The following is a 14,560-nucleotide window of genomic DNA, read 5'->3' as shown; positions in this document are numbered from 1 at the left end:
TTTTACAAATAAAAAACGGTAACAGTTAACCTGTCACCGTTAATTACTAAATTCTAGCATTTTTAAATGGCTATCAAACCCTATATCTGATCTATATAAGGTTTTTTATCCTAAAAACAACTGCGATGCTTATTTTATTTCAACTATAGGATAGTCCAAAGCTTGCAACTTAGGCAGAATAGCAGCTTTATCGCCCACAATCAGCATCACCATCTGTGATAAGTCTAATTGCGTGGCAGCTAACTCATTTAGCTCAGCACGCGAAACTTGTTGAACAATATTTGCCTGCTGCTCAGTAAAGTTGTCATCAAGTTGGTAACGCTGAATCATCCGCATGAAGCCCGCTTTTTGATAAGGCGTTTCGTAGTCTAATGCTTTACCTTGTGAAATTGAGCTACGTAAAAAGCTTAATTCCGCTTCGCTCATGCCTTGCTGCTGATATTCATTAATCTCGTTAATAAACTCAATAAGTGATTCTGCAGTCACATCAGTGCGGACACTGGCTGAAGCCATAAATCGCCCCACTAAGCTATCACCATTAAAACCACTGCGAGCACCATAGGTATAACCTTTGTCTTCCCGCAAATTGAGGTTTATCCGACTGTTAAATGCGCCACCTAATGGGTAATTCATTAAGTAAGACTTAAAGTAGTCGCCTGTTGCATCATAGGTTAACGCCCGCTTACCAATATTAATAACCGACTGCGCCGCATCTGGTTTATCAATAATGTAAATGGTGCCACCAGCAAGCTCTGGTAATTGCGGTAATACAAATGGCGAGCTGGCACTGCCTTGCCAAGCTGCAAACGGGCTTAATAACGGCAGCACTTGTTGCTTGCTTAAATCAGATACCAGCACCATTTTGGCATTACCCGCTCGATACTGCTGCTGATAAAACTGTTTAACATCCTCAAGGGTTAATCCGGCAACACTTTCTAAGGTGCCAGAAGCATTGACGCTTAACGGGCTGTTTTCACCATAAAGTAACGATGAAAAGCCTTGGCGCGCTAAAAAGTTAGGATCTGACTCTTGATGCTGTAAACCTTGTAATTGCTGCTGTTTAAGGCGCTGAAAGTCAGCCTCAACAAAACCTGGGGTAAATAGCTTCTCTTGTAATATCGCTAAAGTCGGCGCGAGATTTTCAGTCAAACTTGAAAGCTGAATATAGCTTTGTGAGCCCGATGCACCAAAGGACACACTACTGCCAAGCATTTCTAATGCGCCAGCTAGTTCTTCAGTTGAACGTTTAGCGCTTGATTCATTGAGCATAGATGCCGTTAATGACGCCACGCCCGCTTTACCTTGGGGCGCAACGCGGTGGCCGCCTTCAAGATAAATCAGTAATTCAACGGTTGGAGTTTCATGGCTCTCAGTACCCATGACTTCAATACCATTGGTCAGTGAAGCATTCCATAACTCAGGCACTTTTAGTACTGGCGCATCACCCACCTTTGGCATAATAGTACGATCAAAGTTTGAGGTAATTTGTCTGACGTTATCGACGCCGCTCACGGCTTCTGGCGCTACCGGCATCATGGTTGGGGTAAAGTTATCTTCAGCGGCAATTAATTGTTTTGCCCCTTCAGGTACAACGCTCATGACCACCATAGGTTTGTCTTTGATATACGTATTAAACACCCGCATTACATCATCTTTGGTGACACTGGCATAACGGGCCAAGTCACTGGCTACCATGTCAGGGTTGTCAAAAAAGGTTTGATTGTAGGCTAGGGTTGATACCTTACCTTTTACACTTTGCATGCCAAAAATAGTATCGGCTTCAAACTGTACTTTAACCTTTTGTAAGTCATCATCTGTCACGCCACGCTGCTCAAACTCCTTAATAGAGTCATTAATTTTCTGCTCAAGCGTCGCAAGCGTTGCCCCCGAAGCGGGATTAGCCAGTGCATACAAGGTCAAGCTACAAGCTAACTCTTGGCATGGATGACCTACCGAGGCTTGTACTGCATAACCATCTTTGACTAAGTTTTTGTATAGCAGTGAGGTTTTACCGCCACCGAGAATATTGGCTAATAAATCCAGCGCGGCCTCATCTTTATGTCGAGCGTATACTGTGGGGAAACCCATATAAATCAGCGGCAAATGAACTTTATCTTCCATTGAAATATAACGGGTTTTATCTAAGACCACTGGGGTTTTAGGATCTGCTGACACCTCTGGACCACGTTTTAGCTCACCAAAATACTTATTCACCATGGCTAGTGTTTGCATTTCATCGAAATCACCACCAATGGTTAAGGTAGCGTTATTAGGGCCATACCAGCGCTTAAAGAAATTACGCACATCATCAACACTGGCACGTTCTAAATCTTCTGGCCAACCTATCACTGGCCACGAATACGGATGCCCAGCAGGATACATTGCTTGGTTAAAGCGCTCATTCAAACGGCCATAAGGTTGATTATCAATTCGCTGAGCGCGTTCATTTTTAACTGTCTCACGCTGGACTTCAAATTTTTCACTGGTCAATGCTGGCAATAAAAAGCCCATACGATCAGATTCAAGCCAGAGCATTTTTTCCAGCTGGTTGCTGGGTACAGTCTCAAAATAATTGGTTCTATCGGTATTGGTGGTGCCATTTAAGGTGCCACCAGCCTCAGTAACGACTTTGAAATGCTGCTCATCGCCGACATTTTGCGAGCCCTGAAACATCATGTGCTCAAATAAATGGGCAAAGCCACTGCGCCCCGCCACTTCACGAGCTGAGCCCACATGATAAGTGACGTCAACATGAACGAGAGGGTCTGAGGTATCTTGATGTAAAATCACCGTAAGACCATTTTCTAGCTGATATTTCTTATAAGGAATACCCACAGAGTCACTTTGAGCGACGGTTTCAACTAATGTGACCCCTTGAGGTAACGCAGGGGAAATTGTTGCTTCATGTGCGCAGCCACTAATGGCGATAGAGATCGCTGCTGCCAAGATCCATTTCTTCACTTATATACTCCTTGAAATCTAGCCAATGAAATCAGTCAATGTGATGCTATGAGTCGTTTTATACCTTGTTGGTTCAATCGCATATAAAAATATCCTCTCCAATCAGATAGCTAACAACAGTGATCACCATAGGGTTTTATAAAAAAAACCAATAACAGTTGTTTTACCATGCCAACATAAAGGCAGCCACTATTAATGAGTAACGAATCGTTTTACCGATTAACATCATGACAGTAGACGGGATAATAGGTAGCTTTAACCAGCCAGCGAGTAAACATAGAATATCGCCAATTAATGGCAACCAAGAAAGCAGCAACGCCCAATAGCCATATTTTTCAATTAATTTTAATCCATGTTGGTATTTTTTACTCGCTAGATCCTCTGGCGTCTTAGCAAAGCGACCTAAATAGCCTAAATAGTAACTGCTTATTGCTCCTAAGGTGTTACCAACACTGGCAGCCACCAGCAGCGCAAGCCAGGTTTCTGGTTGATCCGTAAGTAAGGCTACAAGTAAAACTTCTGAACCTCCTGGTAACAAAGTTGCCGCTAAAAAAGCCCCGCTGAACATTAACCACAATGCAGTCATTTACTTTACCTAATGATATCTATAGTGTTTTAGCCATTAAACTCGTAATATAAAAACGAGTTAACAAGCTGTTGAATTTCAATATGTAATTAACAAATTGAAAAAATGATATAAGTTATATTAAAAACGGTTTGTCCCGACGATATTCGCTGAATACAATTCGAAAAATATTACCTAAAAGACTCTAATTAGGCTGGCTTAAAATAGCCTGAAGTCAATGGCTAAACTCAGTTTATACCGCTAACGTAATACATAGCTACAATGACTATTCAATGGCCTTTTGTGTGATTGTATAAGGTTATTGAAATAATAATCCTCTTGCTGGTAACGACTGGCAAGCATAATAAATAGTTGGAACCTTGATGATTTTTCAAACCTTGAAACGCATTCCTTTTTGGCAAAAAGTACTCGCAGGCTTTGCCTTAGGTATCCTTGCAGGTGTAGCTTTAGGCGAAAGTGCAGTAATACTAAAACCTTTAGGTGATTTATTTATTAGCGCCATCAAAATGTTGGTTGCACCTTTAGTTTTTTGCGCCATCGTTGTCAGTATTACCTCATTAGGCTCACAAGCTAATTTAAAGCGCTTAAGCTTTAAAACCTTAGGCATGTTCATGTTTACTGGCACCATGGCATCGTTTATTGGTTTAGCCATTGGTAGCTCATTTGATATGGGCGGCAGTTTAGAACTAGCGACCTCAGAAGTGCGCGACCGTGATATCCCAGGGTTTGCCCAAGTGTTACTTAATATGATCCCAGTAAACCCTTTTGCATCATTAGCTGAAGGTAAAGTCCTGCAAATTATTGTGTTTGCAGCGCTCGTTGGTATTGCAATTAACGCCGTTGGTGAAAAGGCAGAGCCACTTAAGCGCACCATTGAAGCAGGTTCAGAAGTAATGTTTGAACTAACCCGTATGGTATTAAAGCTTACCCCTATCGGCGTGTTCGGCTTGATGGCATGGGTTGTTGGTGAATACGGCCTGTCAACTTTACTGCCATTAGGTAAGTTTATTGTGGCTATTTATGTGGCTGCATTAATTCATATTATTTTTGTTTATGGTGGTTTAGTGAAGTTTGCTGCCGGCCTAAGCCCTGTACAATTTTTCCGTAAAGCCATGCCTGCTCAACTAGTGGCATTTAGCACCGCATCAAGTTTTGGCACCTTACCAGCAAGTAGTAAATGTACTGAGTCTATGGGTGTATCAAAGCGCTATAGCGCCTTTGTATTGCCGTTAGGCGCTACCATGAACATGGATGGCTGTGGCGGTATTTACCCTGCTATTGCGGCGATATTTATTGCGCAAATTTACGGTATTCCACTGGATATGACCGACTACATGCTCATTGCGGTAACGGCAACTGTGGCGTCAGTAGGTACAGCAGGTGTTCCAGGTAGTGCGATGGTGATGCTAACAGTGACCTTGGGCGTGGTTGGTTTACCCCTTGAAGGCATTGCCTTTATCGCCGCTATTGACCGCGTTATTGATATGATCCGCACCGCAACCAATGTCACTGGTGACATGATGACAGCTGTGGTTGTTGGCAAAAGCGAAGGCCAATTCGATGAGCAACAGTTTTATTCAGATGAAAAAGCGCTAAATCAAGCGGCTTAAATCGAGTCGCTCAGCAGCGAAAATTTATTAAAAAACGGCTAACTCAAACTGAGTTAGCCGTTTTTATTTAAGCGTTAACTGTTCAGACCAACTGCTTAAAAGCTACGGCTAGAACTTAGCATTAGCCCATAACCACAGTTTATCAGTATCGACTTTACCTGCAGCAGTATCGCCTTTTGAATACGCGGCGTATTTAATCCCTAAGGTATAATTTTTTGTCACCGGCACGCTGAAGACTGCATTAATTTCAGACCCTAAATCATCCACTAAAGCCGATGATTCATCAGCCTCAAAATCGTGATATACCAGCGCCCATTTACCGCCAATCACCTTACCGCCAATTGAGGCGTAAAGATCGGCTAAGCCTTGTTTAGGGGTTGATAAAAACTGATCTGACCAACCATTAAAGCCATGCAAGGTCGCTAAAGGTGTTTGGAAACCATAGTCGCCGCCGTCTGATCCCAATACTTCATAACCCACTTTAATAGTAATCGCCGAAAAACCGACTCCAGCCTCAACGCTCATATAATCAGCTGAATAGGACAAGTCTGCGTTATCAGAATCCTGGGTGGCATACTCTGCTGAATACAATACTTTGATATCACCCACATCGGTATTACCAGCAAAGCGTAAACCATAGGTATCAAGGCCGTTATCAATGGCGCTATCTTCTTCTAGTAAATACCCATAACCACTTAAGGTACCAAAATCGGTTTTTAGTGAAGCATTTATCAGGTTATCTTTTGAATCGATATCTTTTTCCTGTGCAAAGATACGATTACGCTGGCTGATATAGCCGTAGTCAATTTTAAATACATCGTTAAATTTGTACTCTAACATCACCCCATCGAAGGTCTGTCTATCTTGACGCCAGCCCACATGACCCACAAAGCGTTGGTTATCAAAGGTAATGACTTGGCGACCACCTTTAACGGTAAAGCCTTCATAGTTATATTTTAAAAAGAATTGATCAAACTCGGTGGTTTCTGGATCGGCAATCACTGAATATTGCGGATTTTTACCTAAGGTATTGTTGTAATCATCAACGCCGGCAACCACACGTGAATCTTCAAACTCAAGGGTGGACGAAAAACCATAGTAATCAGCTGTGGCATAAGTCAGACGAGTGCGAAGGGTTAAACCATCAGCATCTTTTAAGGCATTATCTTGATCAACCATTTCATAACGCAAATTCAAGTCGACCTTAACGCTGCCTTGGGTGACCGCATCAGCAACGGACTGGGTCGTTTCAGCATGAGCCGAGCCCATGGCCAACAAGGTTAATGATAGCGGTGCCGCAAGGCTTACTATCGATTTGGTTAATTTGCTATTAATCAGTGCAGCGAGTTGCTTCTGTTTCATCATCTTTCCTTTTATATTTATAACTAAACTGTTCCATGCATCAGTGTTAAACCGCTTCAGCCTGTTCATCTGATGTAGTTAATGACTTACTAATATTAATAGGCTCTACTTTGCGCTGTTTCTCATAAAGAAACTTCAGTACTTCGGCCCGCAAACGGTTGTATTCAGGATCTTCTGCTAGCGCCAGACGATCTCTTGGGCGGGGTAAATCAACTGTAAGAATTTCACCCACGGTTGCTTCTGGGCCATTGGTCATCATCACAATGTTGTCTGACAGCAATACCGCTTCATCCACGTCATGGGTGATCATGATGACGGTATTATTAAGCTCCAGTTGAATTTCCATCAGCGAGTCTTGCATATGGGCTCGGGTCAAAGCATCGAGCGCCCCAAAAGGCTCATCCATCAATAGCACTTCAGGTTCCATTGCCAAGGCTCTGGCGATGCCCACTCGTTGTTTCATGCCGCCAGATATTTCACTGGGCAGTTTGTGCATCGCATGATCCATATGCACTAGGCTCAGGTTGTATTCAATCCATTGCTTCATTTCAGCTTTTGACTTAGTGCCTTTAAACACCTGCTTTACTGCTAATTCCACATTTTGATATGAGGTTAACCAAGGCAATAAAGAGTGGTTTTGAAACACCACAGCTCGCTCAGGGCCGGGCTCTGAGACTTCAGTACTATTTAAAATCACCCCACCTTTGGTGGCCTGATATAGCCCCGCCACAATATTGAGTACGGTTGATTTACCACACCCCGAGTGACCAATAAGCGAGACAAACTCACCTTTATTAATTTTTAAATTGACTTCCTTTAGCGCCTTAAACGGCCCATTTGGGGTTGGAAAGTCCATGTCGATATTACTAATGTCTAAAAATACACTCATAAGATTTATCCTTATTCCTCAACGAACTCTTCAACCAGTTAGTGACTTTTATCCCAAGAGAACCAGCGCTGTAGTGCCAGTACGCCACGGTCTAACAAAAAGCCAATAAAGCCAATCACAATCACTGCCGCCATTATTCGTGACAGAGATTCTGAACTGCCGTTTTGGAACTCATCCCAAACAAACTTTCCAAGCCCAGGGTTTTGCGCCAACATTTCTGCGGCAATTAACACCATCCATGCCACTCCTAGGGATAAACGCATGCCAGTAAAAATCAGTGGTATTGATGCTGGTAGCACGATTTTTTGTACGTGGGTTAACGGTGATAAGCGCAGCACCCGGCTGACATTGAGTAAGTCAGAATCAATGGATGCCACCCCTATTGAGGTATTGATGACCATCGGCCACAGACTACAGAGGGTGACGGTTAACATGGAGTTGATAAATGATTTAGAGAACATAGGATCTGGTGACACATATAACGCGCTCACCACCATGGTCACCAACGGCAACCATGCCAGTGGTGACACAGGTTTGAATATTTGCACTATCGGATTAACCGCTGCATTAACGGTTTTACTTAACCCCATCCAGATCCCCATGGGGATAGCAATAATGGCGGCTAGTATAAACCCAGACATAACCGTGATAAGTGAGGTCACTATCTGATCGAAGAAGGTTTCCTTACCGGTATACGTTCTGGTTTTCGCTTGATAACTGGGATCGGCAGCCAGCCTTGCATTATTGCGAACTTGTTGGCGCTCATAAAAAGCCGCCGCCTTTTCTCGCTCGGCATTATGCTCTTGGTAAAGCCCATCGAACTGACCTATAACAGCCACAGGACCAGGAAACTTACCTAGGGATGTATTAATATTATTGGCTGTAATTGACCAAATAACCAAAAACACGGTAATACCGATGAGCGGTAATAATAATGCTTTGCTCATTGCCGCTGATTTGGCTAACAACGAAGTTACAGCCGACTTATCCATAGGGAGTCTCTGCGCTAATCTTGCAATGGTTGTCATAGGTCTATCCTCACTTCGATAGCTCTTACTTGCATAAAATCTGAATCAAACTCGACATAAAACTCGAGATAAAGTACTTAAGCTCAGGCTTACAGTTTGTCGCCTTGTTTTAATCCGATACTGAACTTGTTGATATAGGCATTCGGTGCACTACCGTCATACACAATGTCATCAATAAAATGTTGCTGCGGCTTTTTAAAGCCCGTTTCAGTAGCAAAGTCAGGGAAATGTTTGGCATCAATACTTTTATCATCAATTAACGATTGCGCCGCTTTTGCATAGATATCTGGACGGTAAACCTTGGCAGCTATCTCTTTGTACCAAGTATCAGGCTTATCATCTGAAATCTGTCCCCAACGACGCATTTGGGTTAAGTACCAAATCGCATCTGAGTAATATGGGTAGGTTGCGTTATAACGAAAGAACACGTTGAAATCAGGCACCGCGCGCTTATCACCTTTCTCATATTCAAAGGTGCCCGTCATGCTATTGGCAATCACATCGTAATCAGCGCCAACATAGTTAGATTGAGATAAGATTTTCACAGCTGCTGGGCGGTTAGCATTGTTGTTTTCGTCTAACCATTTAGCCGCTTTAATTAATGCTCTAGTTAAGCGAATAGTGGTGTTTGGATACTTTTCAGCAAATTCTGCAGTAATACCAAATACTTTTTCAGGGTTATCTTTCCAAATTTCATAATCGGTAACCACTGGCACCCCGATGCCTTTAAATACCGCTTGTTGGTTCCAAGGCTCACCAACGCAGTAGCCATAGATGGTGCCAGCTTCAAGGGTTGATGGCATTTGTGGTGGCGGCGTAACAGATAAGTAAGCTTCAGCGTCAAGTTGTCCTGAAGTATCACCTTTGTGAGGCGCATAAAAACCGGGGTGAATACCACCAGCGGCTAACCAATAACGTAGTTCATAGTTGTGGGTAGAGACTGGAAATACCATGCCCATTTTAAAGGGCTTACCTTGCTCGTTATATTTATCTACCACAGGTTTGAGCGAGTCTGCTTTAATGGGATGAACCGGTTTACCATCAGCATTTTTAGCGATGTTAGGCTTCATTTGCGCCCAAATATCATTGGATACAGTAATAGCATTACCATTTAAATCCATTGAAAAAGGCGTAATGATATGGGCTTTGGTACCATAACCAATCGTGGCTGCAATAGGCTGACCTGCTAGCATATGCGCCCCATCTAAGCGGCCATCAATCACGCCGTCCAGTAACACTTTCCAGTTAGCTTGAGCTTCGATGGTGACGTATAAGCCTTCTTCTTCGAAATAACCATTTTCATAAGCGATAGCGATAGGCGCCATATCGGTCAGTTTAATAAAACCAAATGTCAGCTCTTCTTTTTCAGGAAAGCCTACTTCTGCAGTGGCAACATTAACTTGCATCGCTGCACCAATACTTAGCGCGACCGCAAGCTGTTTAAAAGACGTTTTCCAGTTCATCGTTTATCCCTTTTAAGTTTAAAATGACTTAAAACAAAAAAGGCGCTTTAATTATCCCTAAGGAATAATTAAAGCGCCTTTGCTTTATCGTTAATGTGTTCCATCTTGTCGCTCTGCATAAATATTCAACAAACTGCAGATTAAACCAATAAATAGTCTCAATGACGAGTATTGTTGTCATAGTCCATTCAGTAACCATGCCATAAATGTAAACCTCTGTTATAAATGATTAAATGTGTTTGCAACTGAAAAACCTATTGCCCCTAAGCGTCCGTAACGGTGCAAGATAAAATACTGTTGCACTTTTTTGGGCAGCATTTAACTTTAGACTAGCACCGGAACTTGGGGTTTAGTTGCTGACTGTGTAGGTGATTGTGTATGTGATTGTGATTGTGATTGTGATTGTGATTGTGATTGTGTTAGTCGCAGAGTAAATGATTAAGTCATGGCTGTGTCGATAACTAAACCGATAGATAAGCAAATGAAATTGAGCTACCGATATAAAAAAGCCACTTAATCTGGTGATTAAGTGGCTTTTATTTAGCAACTAATGCGAGTAACTAATCTGAATCACTAACTTAAGCTAATTGAGACGCATTAGCTGATGGTTACTCTTGTTGAAACAACTCTGGTTAGCCTAATACCGCAAGTAGTACACCTGCAGCAACAGCACTACCTAATACACCAGCCACGTTTGGCCCCATAGCATGCATCAGCAAGAAGTTTTGGTTATTAGCTTCAAGACCTACCTTGTTAACAACGCGCGCCGCCATCGGCACTGCAGAAACTCCTGCTGCGCCAATCAATGGGTTAACTTTGCCACCAGATAGCTTAGACATGAACTTCGCCATTAATACCCCTGAAGCAGTACCAATACTAAATGCCACGGCACCTAAAATAAGAATACCCAAGGTTTCAATGCGTAAGAACTGTTCTGCCTGTAATTTAGAGCCTACAGCTAAACCTAAAAAGATAGTCACAATATTGATAAGCTCGTTTTGCGCGGTAGAAGATAGTCTATCAACCACGCCAGACTCACGCATTAAGTTACCTAAACAGAACATGCCCACTAAAGGCGACGCCGCTGGTAGGAACAAAATCGTTAGACCGACAACCATCAAGGGAAAGATAATTTTCTCTTTCTTACTGACTTCACGTAGCTGCTCCATTTTGATGCTACGCTCTGACTCATTGGTTAATAGACGCATAATTGGCGGCTGAATTAACGGCACTAATGCCATGTATGAATAAGCTGCAACAGCAATCGCACCTAATAAATCAGGGGCTAGTTTTGAGGCTAAGAAAATCGCAGTTGGACCATCTGCACCACCAATAATCGCAATGGCTGCGGCGTCAGTCATGCTGAACTCAAAACCCGGCACCACATTAAGAGCAATTGCACCTAATAAAGTCGCAAATATCCCGAATTGGGCTGCAGCGCCCAACAATAAGGTTTTTGGGTTAGCGATTAATGCACCAAAATCGGTTAATGCCCCCACGCCCATGAAAATCAGTAATGGAAATATGCCGGTCTCAATGCCCACATGGTAGGCGTACCAAAGTAAGCCGCCTTCTTCAGTGAAACCCGCATTTGGAATATTCGCCAGTATGGCACCAAACCCAATAGGCAATAATAGTAATGGCTCGAAGCCTTTTGCTATTGCGAGATACAGTAATAAACCGCCTATTGCCATCATAAATAATTGATCAAGAGCGAAGTTAGCAATGCCTGTCTCAGACCAAAAGGCCAGTAATCCTTCCATGCTATCTCCTACGCTAATGCTAACAATGGTGAACCAACCGAAACGGCATCACCTTGCTTAACTGAAATATTTTTGATGAAACCTGTTATTGCTGCGCGCACTTCAGTTTCCATTTTCATTGCTTCAAGGATTAACACCACATCACCTTCATTGACGTGATCGCCATCGTTTACCAATACTTTAAAAATATTACCCGACAGCGGTGCATTCATGGTGGCTTTCACTTCATCGCTCACAGGTGCAGCAGCAACAGTTGGAGCAACGGCAGCAGGTGCTGCTGATGTCGGCACGATCTGGCTGATATCGCCTCCTTCGCTTACCTCAACCACAAAGCTTTGTCCTTGCACATTAACAGTGTAGGTTTCAGCGCCTTTTTCAGCTTTAGCCGCAGGCACGGCCATATCATCAGCACTTGGCACTGGCTCAAAGGCATCAGGGTTACCGCGATTAGTCAGGAACTTAAGACCAATTTGATTAAATAGGGCATAGGTCATTACATCATCATCAGTTTCTGCGGCTAATGTAATACCGTCTTTCTTAGCGATGTCAGCAAGCTCGCTGCGAAGCTTATCTAATTCAGGTTCAATTAAATCTGCAGGGCGACAAGTAATAGCCTCTGCGCCATTTAATACCCGTGCTTGCAGCTCGGCATTAACCGGAGCCGGCGTTGCACCGTATTCGCCTTTCAGTACACCTTCGGTTTCTTTAGCTAAGGTTTTATAACGCTCGCCCATTAAGACATTAATCACTGACTGGGTGCCGACAATTTGCGAGGTTGGTGTAACCAATGGCAAAAAGCCAAGATCTTCACGCACACGAGGGATCTCTTCTAACACCTCATCCATTTTATCTGCAGCGCCCTGCTCTTTGAGCTGGTTTTCCATGTTAGTTAACATGCCACCTGGCACTTGTGCACGAAGAATACGTGAATCAATGCCTTTAAGCGCCCCTTCAAAACGGGCATATTTCTTACGTACTTCTCTAAAGTAAGCGGCAATTTCTTCTAATGCTGCCATGTCGTAACCCGTGGCGCGGCCCGAGTCTTCTGCCATAGCAACTAATGTTTCAGTAGCTGAATGGCCATAGGTTTGGCTCATGGTTGAAATCGCGGTATCAAGAATATCAACACCAGCCTCAATGGCTTTTTGATAGGTTGCAGTACTTAAACCCGTTGTAGCATGACAATGCATAGAAACGGTTAAGTCAGTTTGAGATTTTAAACGGCTGATAAGGTCATAAGCTTGCATTGGCTTAAGTAAGCCTGCCATATCCTTGATGCACAGTGAGTCACAGCCCATGTCTTCAAGGTTTTTAGCCATATCAACCCAAGTATCTACGTTATGAACTGGGCTGCTAGTAAATGAAATCGTACCTTGTGCATGACCGCCGACTTGCTTAACTGCTTTAACCGCAGTTTCTAAGTTACGCACATCATTCATGGCATCGAAAATTCTGAAAACATCAACACCATTGGTATGGGCACGCTCAACAAAGCGGGTCACCACATCATCGGCGTAATGACGATAGCCTAATAAATTCTGACCACGCAATAGCATTTGCTGTGGTGTATTTGGCATCGCCTTTTTCAGCTCTCTGATACGATCCCAAGGGTCTTCGCCTAAATAACGAATACAAGAATCAAACGTAGCACCGCCCCAAGACTCTAAAGACCAAAAACCAATTTTATCCAGTAAAGGTGCAATAGGTAACATATCGTCTAAACGTAAGCGCGTGGCTAAAATAGATTGATGGGCGTCTCGTAATACTACATCTGTTAACGCTAAAGGCTTGCTCATGATAACTCCTAAACGATTTAATCTTTGGCACGATACTGGTGAATAGCAGAAGTGATAGCTGCTATTAACTTAGGATCAATTGATGTCGCAGCTGCGGGTGCAGGTGTAGGCGCATTAGCAACAACAGGCTGAATGTCTGACTGACATAATCTAGCTACAAGATTAATGCCGATAATTAATATGCTTAAAAATATAAAAACTAAGCTCATCCCCATTATCATCATGCCCAAGGCATCCAATAATTGCTCGGATATTGATGATGTCATAAACCCTCTCTTGTCATTATGTGCAATTAAAAATTGCCCACAGGATCAGTTCCAATGTTTACACGTCAATAACGTCTGCTGAATAAATTGCACCAAAACGATGCGGCATCAACAAAAGGAATAATTATTCATTCAGCATAAGCTGTTTTTATTCCATTAAAATCCACCAGTTCAGCGATTAAACTACCCTGTGATTTTTTACCGACGAAAAATATAACCAATCTATAACAATTAATCCAACACCTTGTAAATTGGTCAGACCAAAATTAATAAGATTAAGCCCACCTTGGTGATAATTCGATAAAAATAGTTCACATATAATGAAGAATCTTCATTTTTGATTACTTTATCAGGAAAATGATAAGGTCATGACAAGATCTATATAAAAAGAGATATCAGAAATAAGAACAGCTATATTCACCAAAATTGTGCAGATGCTCTATTTAGCATAAATATGTAGTGGTTTTTGTAATTTATGGCTCATCATCAAGTTGTAGTTAAAATAAAAGCATACAAAACTAATTAACCAAGCTAAGTACAATTAATCAACTAGAGTGAACCTACTAACCAGCATGACTGAAGGATTTATCCAAATTTTGATGTGGTTCATTTCGACTTAAGATCTAAAGCAGGTTAGCGACATTTGAGTGAGTGTGAAGTAGGTATATTGGCAGGAAAACTTAAAGTCACTTTATATGACTGACTGGATTTTAGGCATAAAAAAAGCCCTGTAGATAACTACAGGGCTTTTTCTAATACTGGTGCGGATGGGAGGATTCGAACCTCCGACCGCCTGGTTCGTAGCCAGGTACTCTATCCAGCTGAGCTACATCCGC

General features: G+C 42.6%; 10 protein-coding genes and 1 tRNA gene. 1 reads left to right on the top strand and 10 read right to left on the bottom strand.

All coding sequences use genetic code 11. From position 1 onward, the window contains the following. Positions 1–129: 129 nt before the first annotated feature. Positions 130–2,961, bottom strand: coding sequence for a pitrilysin family protein (locus Q4546_RS11010; protein ID WP_303446275.1), 2,832 nt, complete (start codon positions 2,959–2,961; stop codon positions 130–132). A 163-nt stretch (positions 2,962–3,124) separates the two neighbouring features. Beyond that, positions 3,125–3,547 carry a YqaA family protein gene (locus Q4546_RS11005; RefSeq protein ID WP_102438105.1) on the bottom strand — a complete coding sequence of 141 codons (423 nt, stop codon included), beginning with the start codon at positions 3,545–3,547 and terminating at the stop codon, positions 3,125–3,127. A gap of 362 nt (positions 3,548–3,909) precedes the next feature. Between Q4546_RS11005 and Q4546_RS11000 the strand changes: the two genes are divergently transcribed. Next, positions 3,910–5,157 (top strand): dicarboxylate/amino acid:cation symporter, encoded by a 1,248-nt coding sequence (locus Q4546_RS11000; protein ID WP_102438103.1) that lies wholly within the window; start codon positions 3,910–3,912, stop codon positions 5,155–5,157. Between the two features lie 108 nt (positions 5,158–5,265). Here Q4546_RS11000 and Q4546_RS10995 read toward each other — a convergent pair whose 3' ends face one another. The 8 genes from Q4546_RS10995 to Q4546_RS10960 form a co-directional block, all read right to left on the bottom strand. Further along, complete coding sequence (locus Q4546_RS10995; RefSeq protein ID WP_303446298.1) at positions 5,266–6,426, bottom strand: alginate export family protein; 1,161 nt, start codon at positions 6,424–6,426, stop codon at positions 5,266–5,268. A 139-nt stretch (positions 6,427–6,565) separates the two neighbouring features. Then, positions 6,566–7,408, bottom strand: a complete 843-nt coding sequence (locus Q4546_RS10990; protein ID WP_102477193.1) for an ABC transporter ATP-binding protein — start codon at positions 7,406–7,408, stop codon at positions 6,566–6,568. A 38-nt stretch (positions 7,409–7,446) separates the two neighbouring features. Next, complete coding sequence (locus Q4546_RS10985) at positions 7,447–8,355, bottom strand: ABC transporter permease (RefSeq protein ID WP_241901093.1); 909 nt, start codon at positions 8,353–8,355, stop codon at positions 7,447–7,449. Between the two features lie 170 nt (positions 8,356–8,525). Then, the gene (locus Q4546_RS10980; RefSeq protein WP_227006757.1) at positions 8,526–9,842 is read right to left on the bottom strand and encodes a CmpA/NrtA family ABC transporter substrate-binding protein; all 1,317 of its coding nucleotides are present in this window, start codon (positions 9,840–9,842) and stop codon (positions 8,526–8,528) included. 689 nt (positions 9,843–10,531) lie between these two features. Continuing rightward, positions 10,532–11,662 (bottom strand): sodium ion-translocating decarboxylase subunit beta, encoded by a 1,131-nt coding sequence (locus tag Q4546_RS10975; protein WP_102438094.1) that lies wholly within the window; start codon positions 11,660–11,662, stop codon positions 10,532–10,534. 8 nt (positions 11,663–11,670) lie between these two features. Then, the gene (gene oadA, locus Q4546_RS10970) at positions 11,671–13,458 is read right to left on the bottom strand and encodes a sodium-extruding oxaloacetate decarboxylase subunit alpha (protein WP_102438092.1); all 1,788 of its coding nucleotides are present in this window, start codon (positions 13,456–13,458) and stop codon (positions 11,671–11,673) included. 17 nt (positions 13,459–13,475) lie between these two features. Further along, complete coding sequence (locus Q4546_RS10965; RefSeq protein WP_303446272.1) at positions 13,476–13,724, bottom strand: OadG family protein; 249 nt, start codon at positions 13,722–13,724, stop codon at positions 13,476–13,478. A 759-nt stretch (positions 13,725–14,483) separates the two neighbouring features. After that, positions 14,484–14,560, bottom strand: a tRNA-Arg gene (locus Q4546_RS10960).

It is taken from the genome of Shewanella sp. 4_MG-2023 (assembly GCF_030548015.1).
Classification (GTDB): Bacteria; Pseudomonadota; Gammaproteobacteria; order Enterobacterales; family Shewanellaceae; genus Shewanella.
Note: the sequence above shows the minus strand (reverse complement) of the source record. Positions and strands in the feature narration are given on the sequence as shown.

Coding starts and splice junctions, on each gene's coding strand:
- Q4546_RS10995 (WP_303446298.1), bottom strand. CDS start 6,426: ATGGGCTCGGCTCATGCTGAAACGACCCAGTCCGTTGCTGATGCGGTC.
- Q4546_RS11005 (WP_102438105.1), bottom strand. CDS start 3,547: ATGACTGCATTGTGGTTAATGTTCAGCGGGGCTTTTTTAGCGGCAACT.
- Q4546_RS10985 (WP_241901093.1), bottom strand. CDS start 8,355: ATGAGCAAAGCATTATTATTACCGCTCATCGGTATTACCGTGTTTTTG.
- Q4546_RS11000 (WP_102438103.1), top strand. CDS start 3,910: ATGATTTTTCAAACCTTGAAACGCATTCCTTTTTGGCAAAAAGTACTC.
- Q4546_RS10980 (WP_227006757.1), bottom strand. CDS start 9,842: ATGCAAGTTAATGTTGCCACTGCAGAAGTAGGCTTTCCTGAAAAAGAA.
- Q4546_RS10990 (WP_102477193.1), bottom strand. CDS start 7,408: ATGAGTGTATTTTTAGACATTAGTAATATCGACATGGACTTTCCAACC.
- oadA (WP_102438092.1), bottom strand. CDS start 13,458: ATGAGCAAGCCTTTAGCGTTAACAGATGTAGTATTACGAGACGCCCAT.
- Q4546_RS10975 (WP_102438094.1), bottom strand. CDS start 11,662: ATGGAAGGATTACTGGCCTTTTGGTCTGAGACAGGCATTGCTAACTTC.
- Q4546_RS10965 (WP_303446272.1), bottom strand. CDS start 13,724: ATGACATCATCAATATCCGAGCAATTATTGGATGCCTTGGGCATGATG.